Origin of the sequence: Chryseobacterium artocarpi, from assembly GCF_001684975.1 — a bacterium.
GTDB lineage: Bacteria > Bacteroidota > Bacteroidia > Flavobacteriales > Weeksellaceae > Chryseobacterium > Chryseobacterium artocarpi.
Map to the genome: position 1 here is coordinate 19361 of NZ_MAYH01000001.1, position 17285 is coordinate 36645.

Sequence of the window (17285 nt, forward strand, 5' to 3'; positions counted from 1 at the left end):
GGATGGTTTTAGTTTTTATAAAATTAATTAAAATTCCTGAATCACAATACATTGTCTGTTAAAATTAACATTTTTAAAAACACTTATTTTTCCGTAACTTTGTGCCACTTTTTTTGCTATAAAACAAAAGCTAATTTAATGGAAGAAGAAAAAAAATCACTCAATTTTATTGAGCAAATTATTGAAGATGATCTGGCAAACGGTTTGAATAAAGATCAGATCCGTTTCCGTTTTCCGCCTGAACCAAACGGTTACCTGCATGTAGGGCATACAAAAGCTATCTGCATCAACTTCGGTTTGGGTGAAAAATACAACGCTCCTGTAAACCTTCGTTTCGACGATACGAACCCTGAAAAAGAAGAACAGGAATTCGTAGATTCTATCATGAAAGATGTTGAATGGTTAGGTTTCAAATGGGATAAAGTTTTGTACGCATCCGATTACTTCCAGCAGCTTTACGATTGGGCAGTACAATTGATCAAAGAAGGAAAAGCATATGTAGATGAACAACCTTCTGAAGTGATTACCGAGCAGAGAAAGAATCCTACAGAGCCAGGAATTGAATCTCCATATAGAAACCGTCCTGTAGAAGAATCTTTAGATTTATTCGAAAGGATGAAAAACGGAGAATTTGAAAGCGGTTCAATGTCTCTTCGTGCAAAAATCGATATGGTTTCGCCTAACATGAATATGCGTGACCCTGTTATGTACAGAATTCTAAATAAGCCTCACCACAGAACAGGTACAGCTTGGAAAATTTATCCAATGTACGATTGGGCTCATGGTGAATCTGATTATATAGAGCAAATTTCACATTCGCTTTGTTCTTTGGAGTTTGAAAACCACAGACCATTGTACAACTGGTATTTAGATCAGGTTTATGAAGAAGGGAAGGTTAAAAACAAGCAAAGAGAATTTGCAAGGATGAACGTTTCCTACATGATTACTTCTAAAAGAAAGCTGCAAAGATTGGTAGCTGAAGGCGTAGTAACAGGATGGGATGACCCAAGAATGCCTACTATCTCCGGGATGAGAAGAAAAGGTTTCACACCGACGGCTATCAGAAACTTTATTGATAAAGTAGGGGTGGCAAAGAGAGAAAACCTGATCGAAATTCAGTTGCTTGATTTCTGCGTACGTGAAGATCTTAATAAGGTAGCGAAACGTGTGATGACAGTAGTAGATCCTGTAAAATTAGTGATTGAAAACTATCCTGAAGATAAAGAGGAATGGGTAGAAACTGAAAACAATCCTGAACAGGAAAATGCAGGAACAAGAGAAATTCCTTTCTCAAGAGAATTATATATTGAACGTGAAGACTTCAAAGAAGAGGCAAACAATAAATTCTTCAGATTAAAATTAGGAGGAGAAGTTCGTTTAAAATCTGCATACATCATCAAAGCTGAAAGAGTAGAGAAAGATGAAAATGGAGAAATCACTACCATTTATGCTACTTACGATGAGAAGAGTAAATCAGGAAGTGGAACAGAAGAAAGTTTAAGAAAAGTAAAAGGAACACTTCATTGGGTATCTGCAAAACATGCAATTCCTGTTGAAGTAAGAATTTACAACCAACTATTCACTGTTGAGCAGCCTGATGCTGAAAAAGATGTAGACTTCTTAAACTTCATCAATCCTGAATCTGTAACAACTGTTCAAGGGTTTGCTGAGCCAAGTCTTAAAGATGTAGCAGTAGGAGAGCCACTTCAGTTCCAGAGAATCGGATACTTTACAAAAGATCAGGATTCTACGGATGCTACGTTGGTATTTAACCGTACGGTAACTTTAAAAGATTCTTATAAGCCTGAATAATCTCAGGAATCTATAAAACAAAAACAGGACTTAGAAATAAGTCCTGTTTTTTATTTTTAGCCACGAATGCTCGAATTATTGTATTTATGCATTCGTGGCGATAAAAAAATGCATTTTTATATTTGAGTAGAGTTCAATATACTCTTTAGCCTTTCACTCCTTTAATCCAATCTTGGAATTTTCCAACCTGTTCCATGAAGAAAGATTCGTGTTGTTCTTCTTTTTCTTCAGGACGGTCAACCAATATATGCTCAAAGTAAGTGTTTTTCAGGACTTTTCTTAAGATTCCTTCTCCAAGGAAAGGTTTATAATCATTAAGAGCCTGCGTTGCTTTTAATAGATGTCTGATGTCATACTGCAATGGATTAATATCCGGAACCTGTTTGTTGAGGTTAAGAAGATTGTAAACTGCTATTCTTGCTGTTCTTACTGAGCTTTCCATAGTGAAGACAACGTCATTATTGGTTTCTACGAATTGTCCTACCAATCCTAAATTGGTACATCCTTCAGGAACTACTCTCGGACGGTCACCTTTAGCTCTCGGCATAAACATAGACGTAATATAAGGCATAAACGCTGTACGAACGATCGTATTTTCTATAACATTATCAAGCTGATCGGTTAATCTAAGATGATGGCATAATTCTGCAAGAATCTCGTTTCCGGTACATGCAGGCATTGCTTTTTTGATATAATTTCCTTCTTTGTCCATTAATAAGGCATAAACCCATACTACAAGAATATCATCAGGCTGAGTGGGATAATGCGGTTGTCTGTTACAAGTAAAACTCATTACCCAGTTGGAATCTGTAATGGTAATAATACCTCCAGTAGCTGTTTTCCCTGAATATGGATCGTTTACACATAGTTCTTTCAATTTTTCAGTAAAAGCAGATGGGCGGCACGTTAATGTTGCAGATTCCCATGAAGATTTTTCAATGTGGCTACAGAATTTTTCCGGTTTCCCGAAGACTTCAGATTTTGCAGCCAGATTTTTCCATAGTTTCCAGCCGGCACTTTGTCCTGCGTTGGAATTGTCGATAGTCACTTCAGGTACAGTATTATTATCTCCGTAGAAGGTACTTTCCGTCATGGAACCAGTGGTTACAATTACGTAATCTTCTTTTCCGATTGGAATTTTTACTTCTTTTCCGTTTTGTTCAGTGATAATTCCTTCAACGGTTTTTCCTTCGGTGTTGATATGGATGTCAAGGTCTTTTACCAAAGTATCAAACTGTATTTGTACTCCTTTTTCAACAAGGAAATTTTTCAAAGGGGTTACAAAAGTATCATATTGATTGTATTTCGGGAATACAAGGCAAGAGAAATCTTTCATTCCGTCGATGGCATGCAGGAATCTGTGCATATAAAGTTTTAATTCCAATAAACTATGCCAGTTTTCGAAGGCAAACATAGAACGCCAGAAGAACCAGAAATTACTGTTAAGGAATGATTCTGCGAAATAATCTTCAATGGTAAGGTCATCAAGCTCTTCTTTTTTCTTCAACAGAAGTTTTACGATGGCAAGCTGATCTTTTTTCTCCAATCCGAATTTACTGAAATCTTTGATCTGTCCTTGGTTGTGAATCAATCTGGCTTTTGAATAATTTGGGTCATTGTCATTGATGAGACGATATTCATCCAATACGCTATATGGTGCAGGTAATTCCAGTGCAGGAATATCCTGAAACATATCCCAGAGATTTTCATAGGTCATATCCATTTCACGTCCCCCTCTGATGATGTAGCCGTCTTTTGCGTTTCCGGCACCATCCAGAGAACCTCCTTCTACATTAAGCTGATCCAGAAAAATAATATTTTTACCAGGAACATGCCCGTCTCGAATGAAATAATAAGCGGCAGACATTCCGGCAATTCCGCTTCCTACAATGTATATTTTACTGTTTTCGTAAGATTGTAAGGGAATACCTTTATTTCTCTGATAATTCCCGATCTGATCTGAAAAGGGCATTGTCTTTTCAGGGGTGTTAATCTGGACTTCTTTACTGGAATCCGGTTCGTGGTTTACTTTTCCAAACTGCTCAGAAGCATTTAAAACTTTGTCGAATTTTGAATTGATCATACTCATTTTGTAATGTTTTTAATTAACATTATAAAGGTACCTCTATTCATAAAGCAATGCATATCCCGAATGTCGGAAAGAGTGTCCCCAAATTCCTAAGACTGAATATTCTCGTTGATTCTATATTCTGATGGAGAAATTGAAGTATGTTTTTTGAAAAAACGTCCGAATGCTGATGCTGAATTAAACTGAAGCTCAAAGGCTATTTCTGAAATGGTTAGTTCTGGGTTTCCAAGCATCACATAAGCTTCTTTTAAAAGGGCTTCATCAATGACTTCATGAGGTGTTTTTCCACTTGTTTTTTTGATGATTTCTATGAGATATTTGTTGGAAATACAAAGTTGGTCAGCATAAAACTGAACGGTTCTGTATTGTCGGATATTATCACGGATCAGCTTAGTGAATTTAAGATAAAGGTCTTTTTTTCCATCTTCTTTTTCTGAGCAGGTTTGATTTTTTCTTTCTATAATTTCTGCTGTTTCAAGAAGGAGGTTGAAAATAATGGTTCGGACAATTTCGTCTGTAAACTTTCCTTGTTTTCTGGATTTCTTTTTAAGATAATCCAAAAGACTCTGAAGTAGTGTGGAATTTTTTTCTGTAGTTTTTACAATATTATAAGATCCTTTGGAGAAAAGATCCATTTTTTCAATGATGAAAGGATTAGATATATTTTTGATCAGAAAATTTTTATCAAAAAATAACAGCTTCATCATGAAGTCTTCGCTGGTATTCAGAAATTTTACAATGGTGGAAGGTGCGGCTATGAGAAAGCTGTCTGCATTGATATTGTATTGGTGACGGTCTATTTCAATGTTTATTTCTCCAGCTGTACAGATGCATAAAGCGTAATAATCCATACGGAAAGGAGATTTAGGAAAGTCAAAAATGGGTTTTCCCGATGAAATATAATAGGATTGGTGACAATCAATGCTGTAAAAGGATAGGGTGTCATGTAAATTTTCGTAGGTTACCATTTTTTTTGTGATTCGAGCGAATTTTTTATGTGTGTTTTGTTGGAAAGTAAGATTAAAAATCTTGTTATTACTGCAATTTACGAATTTTATAAAATTTTTTAGCCTTTATATATCAAAAAAAATCACTTTTATAGGATACAGATGATCGGATATTTTTATGGGTTGTATTTATAATAAAAAAGTGTTTAAATAAGGGTTTAGGGCTATTTTTATCTACCTTTGCATTTTTAAATTCCCCCACCAAATATTATTGTGAAACTAATCAATTTATACACGAGTTCTTTCAAGGGACTCTCGCAGGAGAGTTGGATGCTGGCGTTGGTAATGCTCATCAACAGGGCAGGTTCTATGGTACTTCCTTTTTTGGGAGTTTATATGACGAATCATTTACATTTTAGTATTGAAAATTCCGGGATTGTGCTGAGCTTTTTCGGGATCGGATCGGTCATAGGGTCTTGGTTTGGCGGAATGGTCACGGATAAGATCGGTGAATATAAGGTTCAGAGTCTTAGTTTATTATTAAGTGTACCTTTATTCTGTATGATTCCTTTTTTTAAAACAGAGGCAGGATTGGCTGGAATTATTTTGATTCAGAGTATTGTGAGTGAGACTTTCCGTCCGGCAAACTCTGTGGCAATTACAAAATATGCAAAGCCTGAGAATATTACCAGAGCTTTTTCACTGAACAGAATGGCAGTAAACCTTGGATTTTCCATAGGTCCTGCGTTGGGAGGTATTTTGTCTGCTATTTCTTATGAATTCCTTTTTTACAGTAATGCGTTGGCGGCTTTTCTGGCTGGGCTGATGTATATCTGGTTCTTCAGAGGACGTGCGAAACGTGCTAAGCTGGAAGCGAAAAAGGTAAAAGAAGCCATTGTTATTAAAAAGGAAAATTCTCCATACCAAGACAATAAGTTTTTAATTTTCTGTGCATTATGCATGCTGTTTTCTATGTGTTTCTTCCAGTTATTCAGTACGTTGACGATCTTTTATAAGGATACGGCACATCTGAGTCAGCAGAATATCGGATATATTTTAGGATACAGCGGCTTTTTGATCGTATTGCTTGAAATGGGGTTTGTACAGCTTGCTGAGAAGTATTTTACGCTTGCTTTTACGATGTTGATAGGAACTTTTCTTTGTGGATTGTCCTATGCAATGTTAGCATTTGATTATAGTATGGTGATGCTGTTGGTTTCTATGACTCTTCTTTGTATCGGAGAGATCTGGACGCTTCCTTTTATGGCAACAATTACAGCTTTACGTTCCGGAGAAAATAATAAAGGAGCTTATATGGGACTGAACGGGATGTCTTTTTCTATTGCTTTTATCATTACGCCTTATGTAGGAACCCTGATTGCCGATAAACTTGGATTCAATACGCTTTGGATTGGAACAGGAGTGCTTGCCGTGGCTATTGCGGTAGCTTTTTATTTTGTGATTCCATGGATGCTTAAAGAAAAGAATAAAGTAGAAGAGGAAATGTAAAAAACGATTAAATATTTAATTTAGATAATAAAAATAAACCCAGCTATATAATTATGGCTGGGTTTTATTTGTTTAGAATTTAATTAAATTCCTTTGTCTCTGTTGTAGATATCGACTACGGTTCTGTTGTGTCTGTCATAAACCATTTCCCACTTCAGATTTGTTGTTTTTTCAGGCTTCCATTGTTCAGTTGTGATGATGGTGCCAGCTTTTTTTACTTCTGTTCTTTTAATAAGAGTTCCTTTTCTTCGATTGATATCTACTTTCTGTACATTTTTAAGATGCACTATAGCATGATCTATAAAGTTTGAAAAATCACGGTTCCATTCATCAGAAATCCTGATTTTTCTATTGTTTTTATTTTTAAGTCGGAAAGTGAGTCTGTTCAGCCACCATGCATTTTCTTTTAGCTTGATTACAGGTGGCTTATTGAGATAAATAATAAATTCAGAATGATCATGATAAATGGTTTCCGGACCAAAAATAATAGTGTCTATAGAGTTCCATGATACAAAATGAGTTTCATCCAAAACAGGAATATCTAAAGTATATCCTTCCTGATTAAATGTCATTGTTTTTAGTTTGTCATCACTCATTTTTCTAATATTTCAGATTGAGAAGTACTATCTTATAACCTCAAGAGGAGCGCCTTCTTTCTTCCTGTGAAAAAATAAAATCAGGCTTATTCCTAATCCATTTTCATCTTTAACTTTTGGATCAAAGGTAAACCCGGGAAGTTCTGTAGGGAGCTTAACGCTAGCAAGCTTTCCGTCTGCATAAAGAACCAATTGGTAAAGATCTTTAGGTAAAGCTGTTAAGTTTTTAAATTTTGAATGGAAAACTTCTGGAGTATTTTCCTGATATTCGGTGTAATAAGCGGTGGCAAATTCCTTTTCTCTTTCACCATATATTACATTGTATTCTTTGATGTCAGATGAGGTATACACGTTCAAAAGCTTTGAGTTCCATTGAAGTATTTCAGCTAAAAGTTTTTTTTCGTCTTCTTTTTTTAAGTCAACTGAAGCTTTCCAACCTGTATTTTTATAAGGAACTGTTGCGGTAAAAGGACCTTTTTGAATAAAGAAAGGTAATTCCGCTTTGTTTGGAATGTTTACCTCTTTTTTCTCCAATACTTCGATTCTTTCACTTCCTGATTCACTGATGGCATGAATTCCAATTTCCAGCTGGGCTTTCTCAAAAAGGGTATCATGATCTTTATAAGGCAATACTTTTACCTCAAAAGATTGAATTCCACTGTCCAGAATATATTGATTGATGGGCCAGTCAACCCAGATACTGCCGTTTTCTTCATAGTGAGAAAAAACCAAAACATCATTGATTGTTAATTCAACCAGGCAGTAAAAAGCTTTTATTTCAAAATTGTAGATAGGATTGTTCATGGTTTATATTTTTATTGCATTTGCTCTATATTCTTTCAGTTTTTCATCGTTGGTGGGATCCTCTTTGTCGAATATTTTATAAAGCTCAAATGTTTTTAAAGGTTGATCCGCCGGAAAACTTGTTGTTGTATTATTTTCTTGTACGGAACGTATATTATTTCCAAACTTCTTATGCAGATAACCTTCTGACGTTTCTTTTTTGATCAGATATTTTTCTACTGCAGGGTGAAGCTTTTTAAAGTCAATATTATCGTAATCATTAATCTTAAGTTCCAACGAATTGTTTTCTGATGAAACTAACTTATTGTACCACGATAAGTCTTTGTATTTCTCTGTTTTTGCTGGCTGTTTTAAGAATATTGAATACTCGAAATTATGGTAAGTTCCGTCCAGCGGGATCATGTTCAGGCAGTAAATAGCTTCCACATTATTCCATTCTATGATCTGTTTGTGTTCCATAACCGGAGAATTGATGATTAATTCTTTATCATTAAAATCCAGTCTTTCTTTATTTTTCTCTATCGTACTGATCACCTGATGAGATGACGGAATTCCTTTATTAATGGAATAGAGGATGAAAAGAAGTAAAAGGCTCGTAAATGCAGAGGCTGAGATATAATAGATATTCATCCCGTTTTTTACCATGAAAACAGTGACTGCAATGGCAATTAAAAGGAAAATAACAATTAAAATATTAAAAATAATGATCGGGTTTATTTTCATTAGACAGTGTACTCTTTTTCTGATTCGTACCAGGCTTTATCCGGCTTTTCAATAATAGTGAAATCTTTTTTAAAACTTTCGTTGTATTTCATTCCGTTTTTGATGGAATAAACTACAATGGTTGCTTTTACTCCTGTGAATTCCAGTTTATGTTTGCTGTATTGCCCTTTTGAATCAGCATTTACTTCATAGGTATATAACATCGATGAGGCACCCGAAGCTTCTCCTTTCCATTTTTCTACCTTTACTTTTTGTGGTGAGCCATCTGCTTCCGGTACAACTATGGTAACGAATTCGGTACTTTTTACTCCTCCTTTGATTCCTACTCCGGCTTCGATCTGCAATTTTCTTGGTCCCGGAGCAAATCCTTCTACTTTATTGTAAGTAAGGGAAAGCTCAGCTCTTGCTTCTAATGAAACCTCGAAGATGATATAAATCGTAAACTTGTACTTTGCCTCCAATGTATCTTTGATCCATGATGCAATTTTACCACCTACACCCATGTATTGTAAAAGGCTGAGAAGATCTACACCAATTTTTATTTTGGTAATAGGCTTTAAGGCAAGTGCTCCGGTGAACTGAGGAACTACCTGCAGGGTTCTTTCGACTTTCTTGTTGGTTATTCTTAAGGCTAAGGCAACATTGGGTGGTTCAATATCAAAGGTAACTTTAGGCAGTACTTTTCTGTCGTAAGCAAGCGAAGTAGATTCTTTTCCTCTACCGTCGAATACGGACAAAACTTCATTCACAGTGTGGTAGAAACCTATTAATTTCTTAATCTGATTTCTGGTGTGTGCCAGTTCAATGGATGATTCTACATTATCTACTTTTACTTTAGCCTGAAGCCCGAAGCCTAAACCTCCTTTTGCATTGTACAGAATCTCAGTTTCATTTCTGATCAATTGCATGCTTTGCTTTTTGTTATAATCCGTTAGTTTTTCCCTTGTTGAGAACTTCTGATTGACTTCTGCTCCAAAAGAAGGAAATAATGTAAGTACAAACGTTACTTCTCTTTCTATATTGGGATAGACATTGATCGTAAGTGGATTATTAGGCTGTGCACATGTTTTTGTAACAATTCTATATGTATTGGCAGCGTCCGGGGTAACGAAGAATAAACTTGGGTTGGTTCTAAGAAGATAGGTATTTGCTCTAGCCTGAATGGGTAATGTATATTTATCACCACTCACCACCTGAGTCTTCTGTTTCTGCCCATTAATGTAAATTTCAATCTCTTTTTTATGATTGGGTTGAGTAAAACAACCTTTGTGTGTTATTTTTTCAAAAGTAAGATCAATGGTAGTACCAGCCTCATGTTTTGCTAATGTTTCATAAGTCGTGATATTTTTTTTCTGCAAAGGATCGTATACGACAATATTGAACGGCTTTTTATTGCTGTCTTTATCCCCGATGATGACTTTATCATATCTGCAGGGTTCATGTCTTTTAAAGCTTATTTCAGGTTTATCAACTTTGGTAGGTGTATGATTGGTTGGGGTTTCCGAATTTCTACTGACAATATTATTCTTAATTCTCAAATAACGGGCATGTAGCCTGTCTTTACCATCACTGATGTATTTTCCGGAAGCATCTTTTACTTTTACATAAAATTCTTCAGTAGGATTGGGCTTTTTTATTTTGCCATACCATTGATAGGTGTTTCCCATCTTCAGATTTACTTCACCGTCTATGACCTGTACATGGGTGAATGCAGTGATGTATTGATCGTCTTTGGAACCTCCACCTCCGGGAACTCTTCGGTAGACTTCTACGGTTACCTGGTCACCGTTCATACCTTCGGTTTCAAGACCTAAATAAATAAGATGACCGTAAGAAAACTGTGATTTTCTCAGATCTTCTCCATCTGGTTTTGCACACCATTTACTGGTGACCACTTTTTTCGTTGTGGTACCATAAACATATAAGCCTGTATCTTTTAAAGGGTCTTTTTTGCCGGAAAAACTGGCTTCTACATAATAACGATATGAACCAGCCAGTTTTGGTGGTATTTTGATGACATAGCTGTCTTTTGATTCCAGCTGACGGGTGTCTAGCTGCTTTTTTTTATCCTGTGAAAAACAAAGCCAGGTTAATTTTTTACTTTTATCAAGTTCTGTTGTACCGTCATGCCATTGGTCTACGATCAGATATACGCTGGTACCAATTACCTGTTGCTGTTTTATACTTTTTATCCCTTTTGCCATGGCTTTCTGTTATTGGTTACCAAATTCTAATCCGTTGTTCTCAGGTTGTTTTTTGTACATTTCCTCCGGGCTTACCAAAGGATTGATTTGTTTCTGTACATCTTTATCTGAATTTTTAAAACTTTGTTGGCTGGCTTCAGCTCTTTGCCCGTGATCAATAATTTCAATGCATGGAGTACCGGCTATTGCACAGACTGCTTTACTGTTTTCTAAAATGATAAATCCACCATTACTCAGCTGAACTTTGTCGTAAAAGTTCTGCCATTCTGTGACCATGATTTTGCAGGGCGGGGGAGGGCTGCCCATTTTTGTACAGTTCCCGAAAGTATTTTTTTCAAAGGTTGCCCCACCGATTTCTTTGGTAGTAACAATCAGCTTTTTGGAAGCATTTTTATCATTGGCATACTCTTTCTGGTGTGTAAGTACCTTGAGTTTGTCCGGAGCTTGTCCAAACTGGCATTTGCAAAGAGCACCCTGTACTACGATGTGTTTTTCTGCCATATTATTATTTGTTTTTGGTGTTTGGTTTAATAATGTTTTTGGTTATTTCAAAGATATTCTATAAATCTGTTCATTATCAATAAAATAGCCTTTGTTTTTTATTTTTGTGGGTATTGTATATAAGCTGGGACGGTTACCTCTTATCATTTTACATTTTCCTTTTTCGTTATTAAAAAATACATCCAGATAATAATATCCTGCTTCAGCCATGAAAGGCAGGGAAGGGATATAATGATTTCCGCCGCCTAATGATACCCAGTCTTTACTTTTAAGTGCATAATCATATTCTTTAAAAAAGCTATCCTTATGGGAATAGTTTTTGAAAAACTGAAAGTTCCTTTTAAATTTTGGAGCCATTTGTTTGGAAACAGGCTTTATCAGAGGATCTATAAATTTCTCTAAAGAATAAGGTGCATCAATCAGTAAAAACTCATCCTGCTCTGTTTTTACATAAAAGTCTTTTTTTCTCAGACTTCTCGTGAACGGGATTTTATCCTTTGGTAAATGATATTTTAAAGCAAAGTAATTGATGAATAATGAATCTGCTAACTGGCTTATTTCATATTCTGATTTTTTAGTAAACACTTTACTTAAGCTATCATTCATTTTTTGATATTTCCCTGCTTCATTAATTGTTTTTATATTTTGTTTTTGTAAGGTGATATCGTTTAATGCTTCATATTCTCCGTCTTTGTTTTCTATGATGAAAATCCCGTTTCCATAGGCAAATACCTTACTTTTAATAGTTTTACTTTTCTCCGATGTCGCAGAATAAATACTGATACTATCGATATGTTTACAAACCAATACCGAATCATTAAATAATATTTCATTTACATTGTTCAGTACAGGTTCTATCACTATTTTAGGATTTGTAGTGGTAGGAAATTCCGGAATGTCCGGATGTTTATCCTGTCCTTTTTCCTCTTTGCAATTCAGTAACAGAAGCAAAAGTAATCCCCATAAAAAAAGTTTATTTTCTATACAATTGATTTTCATTTTATGTGCTTCCTTCTGTTATGATAAAATTTACTTTCTGTCTTCGTCTGTAAACCTCCAAATTTCAATAGATAATACGCCATCTATTTTTCCTACTTTATCTTTTATTGTTTTTCCATCATTATTATACCTTCGGATATCAATCAGACAGTTATCATAGTTCAGCCATATTTTTCTTCCCCATCCTTTAGAATCTCCCGGAGGGTCATAGCTGCTTCCTTCAATGTGTAGATCTTTGACCATTTTGTTATAGTCTGTGTATCCTATTTTTGCAAAGTCTGCTGTATTTCCATCATAAGAGAAAGTCCCTTTGAATTCTGTTTTTGGCTGACGTTCCAGCATAACCTGGTAGTTTTCAACATCTGTTTTATCGTCAGTTAAAATATAGTCATCACTTTGAGGCATTGGAGGTCCCGGAACTCTTAATTTGTATTCTGTTTCTCTTTTAGTAAAAGCAATTGGATAGAGGTTGATCTGTCCTACAGTGTTATCGTGAACAGCCACGTTAAATCCAAGCTTGTCCCATACATAAAAGATTTGCTCTTGACCTGATACTTTTTCTTCTTTAAAATTTTCGTAATTACCTACTTTCTTAACAAGCTCTTCAATTGAATTGTATTCCTTTTCAAGAGAATCATCATTAGTATTTACGTTATAATATTTGATTTTACCACTATCATTTACATAGGCTTCCCCACCATCTTTCCATGTCCAAACTTTATCTGTTCGTTCTGGTATAGAATATTTTGCAACACGATATTCTGAGTTTACAATCTTTGCAAATTCTTCAATAGGCATTCCCAGATGGATTTTCTTGTCATTATAAAAAATTTCTTTTTTATCTATTTGAAAACTATTGTTATTCTTGTTTGCTTTTTCCTGACAGCTGATCGTTTGTGTCATGATAATGATAAGTAATATTAGATTATTTATTTTTTTTAACATATCCTTTTTCTTTCTCAGCTTTTCGTATTCAGAATGTCTAGGTGTTTATCTTGTTTTATTTCCTATTTGTAATTTTTATTAGGTTAAATGATTTACTTTTAAAATTTACTTTCTGTCTTCGTCTGTATTATGTTGCCATATTGAAATATCTCCTACAGTATCATATTTTCCTATTTTCTTGATAGAGAGTTTTCCAGATTCTTCAGCATTTGAGAACCTGTTGATTGTAATATACAAATCATAGCTTTCTCTGATTTCTCTTGACCAGTTTTCGGAGTCTCCAGCCGGATCAAAATCACTACCAGATATTTTTAACCCTGAAACCACATTGTTCCAATCAGTATTGCCTATTTTACTAAAATCAATAGTGTTTCCATTATAGCTGAATTTTCCTTTAAATTCCTGTTTAGGCATTCTGTCAAATATAGCTTTATCATTCTTTCTGTCCTCTAACATTTCTTGTGTAAGTTGAGCATTTCCTGCTCCGTCATAAAATGTCTTTCCTGTTGCCAGATCAAGATCCATTGTTTTTAATACATGTAAAGGATATAAATTGACGGTACTGATAACCCCATTGGCTTCTGCTGCATTTATTCCCAGTTTGTCCCATACATAAAATGTACTGGTACGAGCTGAGGATTTATCTATAGAAATACTGTCATATTTTCCATACATTTTAATGACATCATTAATATTGGGGAATTCTTTATATTCACCATTATAATCTTCTACGGGTTTACCTGTTTCTTCATCAATTCGCATTTTTGCGAGAATGATTATTTCCTGTCCACTCTCATTGGTGCTTGTGCTTGCTTTAAACATTTTTTTAGTCCAGAACCAATCGGAATGTTCTCCACCACCAGTAGAATATTCGACTTTTCTATCATACTTTCCAAGTGCATCTACGAATTGATCAACAGGCATTCCCAAAGCAATATTTTTTTGATTATAATACAGCTTTTTATCTTTTATATAGAAACCATCTTCCATGCCTTGTATGTTTTTATCCTGGCAACTCACTAATTGTGTCATGATGAATAATAGAAATATTAATTTGTATTTAAGTTTATTGTCCATGTCCGCTTTCTTTTAATACTTCCTGATAGCTTTCTTCAGCTGTTTTTAATTTTAACTCAGGTAAGTCTTTTTGTTTTTCCCAAAGGCTTTTTAATTTATTCCAGCCTCTATGCCATTGATCAGGAAGTCCTGCCATAGCAGATTGAAATTCTTTTTGTTGGTCTGAACTTGTATTAAATTCACTAATAATTTTAATTTGATGATGCAATTCCGCAAGTTCTTGATACCCATGTTTTATTCCCCAAAGAACAACACTTGCTTCACGGGCAAGCGTTACTGAACGGGGATGATCATAACACCAGTCTATAACAGCCTTATCCATCCAGTCAGTATACATAGGATGAGTGAAAATTTCTTCTCTTCCTATTTTTTTGATCTGTGTATTCCAGTCTTTACTTCCTGCAAATAGCTTTCCGAGTTTTTCCACTCTGTTTTCAGCTAGTTTTACTGCCAGATGATGTAATGGCTGCAAACCATTATCTTTAGCAAGCTGAGTATGTGTAGGCCCGTAAGAATTTACTTTCCAGTTCCCTTGCTCAAGTAAAGTGAGTTCATTTTCAAGATAAGTTTGATAATCATCTATCATATTAATGGCAGTTAAGGCTAAAAAATGATAGAAACTATTCTGGATAACTTTTATATATTGGGTTATAAAGTCAAATATACCAAATGCATTTGTAATATCTTTAAAGGAATAACCTAATACACGTTCTTCCACCATAAAATCTCTGAATTTTAGGTATTTTAAGAAGGTTTCGGAGTAAAGATTGTCATCAGTTCCTTTATACGTTTCGTTTTTTTGTTTAGTATCTGAGGTTTGAGCTTTAGAAATATCTTTCAATAGTTCGTAAATCAAAGCATCATTAAATGTTCTTTCCCCTGCTTTCAGATCTTCCTGTTTTTCAACTTTGATGGAAAAGATTTTATTATTCACTTTGGGTGCTATACTGGCAATTGTATCCAAAGGTCCAAAACTTCCTGTCTGTACTATAGGGCATGCTGCATGAGAATAATAATATCCTTTATTTTGGGCGTGTTTAAGATAGCTGTATGATTCATCTTTATAAAGATTTTGATAATAATCGGCAGGATATATTGTATTGTTGGCTTTTGTAAAGTTCTTTACAGCTTGGGGTTGTAATTGTGTATTGGTAATTGTATAAAATTTAAACCTTTCTTTTTCTAAAATCGAATGAATAGCATGGGTATTAGATTTAGCACCACTATCTGATGTATGACTTTTTAATGTTCCTTTTACACAGCTGGCTTTTAAATTATCCCAAGGAAAAACTTCCGGGTCATATACTTTCATTACAGCAATTTCACAAAAATTGCTGTGTGCATAATAATCTTCAACAATATGGAGTGCCGCACCAAAATTTATTCTTCCTTCTACTGTATTAGGGTTAGACTTATCAATAAATTTATTAAAACATTCAAAAGCACTTTCAAATGGAACAGAACCATTACCTCTGATATAATTTTTTGTTCCAAACTGTACATTAGGCTCCCACTGTTGATCTACAGGATCTTTTACAAAATCCGGATCTAATTTATGATTAAAATCAGGTGGTGGGCATGGTTTGTTTGTTCCCTTTTCTTTGTTCTTCTTTTTTATAGCGTCACAAATTAACTTAGGATGAAGAGCAGCAGGGTTGTCTATATGTTCCTGAGGTTTGTAAACTCCTAGTAATTCAGGAGTTATTTTAGCATATTTACTTCTGAAGTCCTGAATATATTTCATGTAATTTTCAGGCTTTCCCTCTTCATTTTTAGCTTCCTTTTCTAATTCTCCAAATTCTTTCAGCCCCAGGAATTCTACCAGAGTAGTAATAGCTTCTCTACTTAATTTCACAGGAGAAAATGCAGAAGGTTCCCATATAATTTTTGCTTCTGTCATTTTAAATTCAAAGCCTACCGGAAGGTCATAAGTTCTCAGATCATTTTTTGTAACTCTGTTTTCTTCCAGTAATTTTTCTAAATCATCTAATAATTTTGAGTTTTCCTCCTTATTCTGATGTTTATCTTTATATTCTTTACTGAGTATATCCAGAGCATTAGCCATGGGACGTACAATCATAGGATCTACAAACTGTGAAAAGTCTCTGAGCCAGTTACCAAAGTAAATCTGTTTTCTTTCTACATTTTTATCACTCTTATATCTTTCAATCTTACTTAATGCATTCTTTTCAATAGCTTCATGTCCCAGCCCATGAAGATCATCTCCCATACCAGCTCCGAAAAACTCAAAACCAGCAAAATAATGATCATCATATTCAGTACGGTTGTCTACATATTCTTTTAATTGTGTATGCAGATCCGCAAAATCCCAGATCAGTTTTTTTTCTGTTCCTTTAATATTGGCAGTAGCGTAATGCTGTTCTTTTTGTTCAAAAGGATCTATAAAAAACTTTTTATATTTCGTATTTATGCTTGAAGAAAATTTAGCTCCTTCGTCTCCTTCAGCATCTCCTTCTTGTGATGAATACTCAAATCTTAACAGATAATCCAGATGGTGCCCGAATTCTTCTACTAAAGCAAGCATCAATAACTTATGATGACCATTACTTTTTATTGCATTATCTATAAAACCTTGTGATACAAGAATATGGTTGAAGTACTTTTTATTCTCACCCGTATAATAAGAAGCTCCTATGCCGTCCAGTTCTTTGATAACTGTGATTTTCGGATTAATAGACTGTTTCTTATCACTGGCGTTTTTATATAACTTTTCGTAAGCTTCCAAAGGTATATCATTACCAAAGATATCAGCCATCCAGAAGCAAAACATAGCCATACTATCTTTCTTGGCAAAAGAAAAAAGCTGTTCCAGAGCAAATGTACTTTCCAAAGTATAGTCGCTCTCTTCAATTTTTAATTCTTTAGGAGAGTAGGATTGGTGCTTTACCCCTCCATCTTTACCATGTTGTTCAACCTTTTTATTACTATTAAGGCTAAGGTTTTCTTTAAATGACTCAATATTGATTTTATCTGAAACTTCATTGATATTTTCAGCTTGTATAATATAGTCCTTATTAACGGCTACCTTGATGTTTTTTGCCTGTTTTACAATTGCCAT

Annotated in this window: 13 protein-coding genes; 2 read left to right on the plus strand and 11 right to left on the minus strand. The window is 34.7% G+C overall.

What is annotated here, in order from left to right; translation table 11 throughout:
* Positions 1-138: 138 nt before the first annotated feature.
* Positions 139-1812 carry a glutamine--tRNA ligase/YqeY domain fusion protein gene (locus BBI01_RS00105; RefSeq protein ID WP_065392663.1) on the plus strand — a complete coding sequence of 558 codons (1674 nt, stop codon included), beginning with the start codon at positions 139-141 and terminating at the stop codon, positions 1810-1812.
* Between the two features lie 145 nt (positions 1813-1957).
* Here BBI01_RS00105 and BBI01_RS00110 read toward each other — a convergent pair whose 3' ends face one another.
* Both BBI01_RS00110 and BBI01_RS00115 read right to left on the minus strand, forming a co-directional pair.
* Positions 1958-3901 (minus strand): oleate hydratase, encoded by a 1944-nt coding sequence (locus BBI01_RS00110; RefSeq protein ID WP_065392664.1) that lies wholly within the window; start codon positions 3899-3901, stop codon positions 1958-1960.
* A gap of 89 nt (positions 3902-3990) precedes the next feature.
* The gene (locus tag BBI01_RS00115; protein WP_065392665.1) at positions 3991-4869 is read right to left on the minus strand and encodes an AraC family transcriptional regulator; all 879 of its coding nucleotides are present in this window, start codon (positions 4867-4869) and stop codon (positions 3991-3993) included.
* A gap of 309 nt (positions 4870-5178) precedes the next feature.
* Between BBI01_RS00115 and BBI01_RS00120 the strand changes: the two genes are divergently transcribed.
* On the plus strand, positions 5179-6357 hold the full coding sequence (locus BBI01_RS00120) for an MFS transporter (protein WP_083189958.1): 1179 nt from the start codon (positions 5179-5181) through the stop codon (positions 6355-6357).
* A gap of 83 nt (positions 6358-6440) precedes the next feature.
* On the opposite strand, the gene BBI01_RS00125 is transcribed toward BBI01_RS00120, so the two are convergent.
* The 9 genes from BBI01_RS00125 to BBI01_RS00165 form a co-directional block, all read right to left on the minus strand.
* The gene (locus tag BBI01_RS00125) at positions 6441-6953 is read right to left on the minus strand and encodes a hypothetical protein (RefSeq protein ID WP_065392667.1); all 513 of its coding nucleotides are present in this window, start codon (positions 6951-6953) and stop codon (positions 6441-6443) included.
* 27 nt (positions 6954-6980) lie between these two features.
* Entirely contained in the window at positions 6981-7757 is a 777-nt protein-coding gene (locus tag BBI01_RS00130) for a hypothetical protein (RefSeq protein ID WP_065392668.1), read from the minus strand.
* Positions 7758-7760: 3 nt separating this feature from the next.
* Positions 7761-8480: a hypothetical protein gene (locus tag BBI01_RS00135; protein WP_065392669.1), complete on the minus strand. Its 720-nt coding sequence runs from the start codon at positions 8478-8480 to the stop codon at positions 7761-7763.
* Positions 8480-10684, minus strand: coding sequence for a hypothetical protein (locus BBI01_RS00140; protein WP_065392670.1), 2205 nt, complete (start codon positions 10682-10684; stop codon positions 8480-8482). Before BBI01_RS00140 ends, BBI01_RS00135 begins: the two co-directional genes overlap by 1 nt.
* Before the next feature lie 9 nt (positions 10685-10693).
* Positions 10694-11185 (minus strand): DUF4280 domain-containing protein, encoded by a 492-nt coding sequence (locus tag BBI01_RS00145; protein ID WP_065392671.1) that lies wholly within the window; start codon positions 11183-11185, stop codon positions 10694-10696.
* Positions 11186-11227: 42 nt separating this feature from the next.
* Positions 11228-12184: a hypothetical protein gene (locus BBI01_RS00150; protein WP_065392672.1), complete on the minus strand. Its 957-nt coding sequence runs from the start codon at positions 12182-12184 to the stop codon at positions 11228-11230.
* 30 nt (positions 12185-12214) lie between these two features.
* Positions 12215-13129, minus strand: coding sequence for a DUF7738 domain-containing protein (locus BBI01_RS00155; protein WP_065392673.1), 915 nt, complete (start codon positions 13127-13129; stop codon positions 12215-12217).
* A 105-nt stretch (positions 13130-13234) separates the two neighbouring features.
* Complete coding sequence (locus BBI01_RS00160; RefSeq protein WP_123862036.1) at positions 13235-14206, minus strand: DUF7738 domain-containing protein; 972 nt, start codon at positions 14204-14206, stop codon at positions 13235-13237.
* Complete coding sequence (locus BBI01_RS00165) at positions 14196-17285, minus strand: HET-C-related protein (protein WP_065392675.1); 3090 nt, start codon at positions 17283-17285, stop codon at positions 14196-14198. Before BBI01_RS00165 ends, BBI01_RS00160 begins: the two co-directional genes overlap by 11 nt.

Excerpts from the sequence above, each read along its gene's own strand:
- BBI01_RS00105 (WP_065392663.1), top strand. The coding sequence starts at position 139 with ATGGAAGAAGAAAAAAAATCACTCAATTTTATTGAGCAAATTATTGAA.
- BBI01_RS00110 (WP_065392664.1), bottom strand. The coding sequence starts at position 3,901 with ATGAGTATGATCAATTCAAAATTCGACAAAGTTTTAAATGCTTCTGAG.
- BBI01_RS00115 (WP_065392665.1), bottom strand. The coding sequence starts at position 4,869 with ATGGTAACCTACGAAAATTTACATGACACCCTATCCTTTTACAGCATT.
- BBI01_RS00120 (WP_083189958.1), top strand. The coding sequence starts at position 5,179 with ATGCTGGCGTTGGTAATGCTCATCAACAGGGCAGGTTCTATGGTACTT.
- BBI01_RS00125 (WP_065392667.1), bottom strand. The coding sequence starts at position 6,953 with ATGAGTGATGACAAACTAAAAACAATGACATTTAATCAGGAAGGATAT.
- BBI01_RS00130 (WP_065392668.1), bottom strand. The coding sequence starts at position 7,757 with ATGAACAATCCTATCTACAATTTTGAAATAAAAGCTTTTTACTGCCTG.
- BBI01_RS00135 (WP_065392669.1), bottom strand. The coding sequence starts at position 8,480 with ATGAAAATAAACCCGATCATTATTTTTAATATTTTAATTGTTATTTTC.
- BBI01_RS00140 (WP_065392670.1), bottom strand. The coding sequence starts at position 10,684 with ATGGCAAAAGGGATAAAAAGTATAAAACAGCAACAGGTAATTGGTACC.
- BBI01_RS00145 (WP_065392671.1), bottom strand. The coding sequence starts at position 11,185 with ATGGCAGAAAAACACATCGTAGTACAGGGTGCTCTTTGCAAATGCCAG.
- BBI01_RS00150 (WP_065392672.1), bottom strand. The coding sequence starts at position 12,184 with ATGAAAATCAATTGTATAGAAAATAAACTTTTTTTATGGGGATTACTT.
- BBI01_RS00155 (WP_065392673.1), bottom strand. The coding sequence starts at position 13,129 with ATGTTAAAAAAAATAAATAATCTAATATTACTTATCATTATCATGACA.
- BBI01_RS00160 (WP_123862036.1), bottom strand. The coding sequence starts at position 14,206 with ATGGACAATAAACTTAAATACAAATTAATATTTCTATTATTCATCATG.
- BBI01_RS00165 (WP_065392675.1), bottom strand. The coding sequence starts at position 17,285 with ATGGCAATTGTAAAACAGGCAAAAAACATCAAGGTAGCCGTTAATAAG.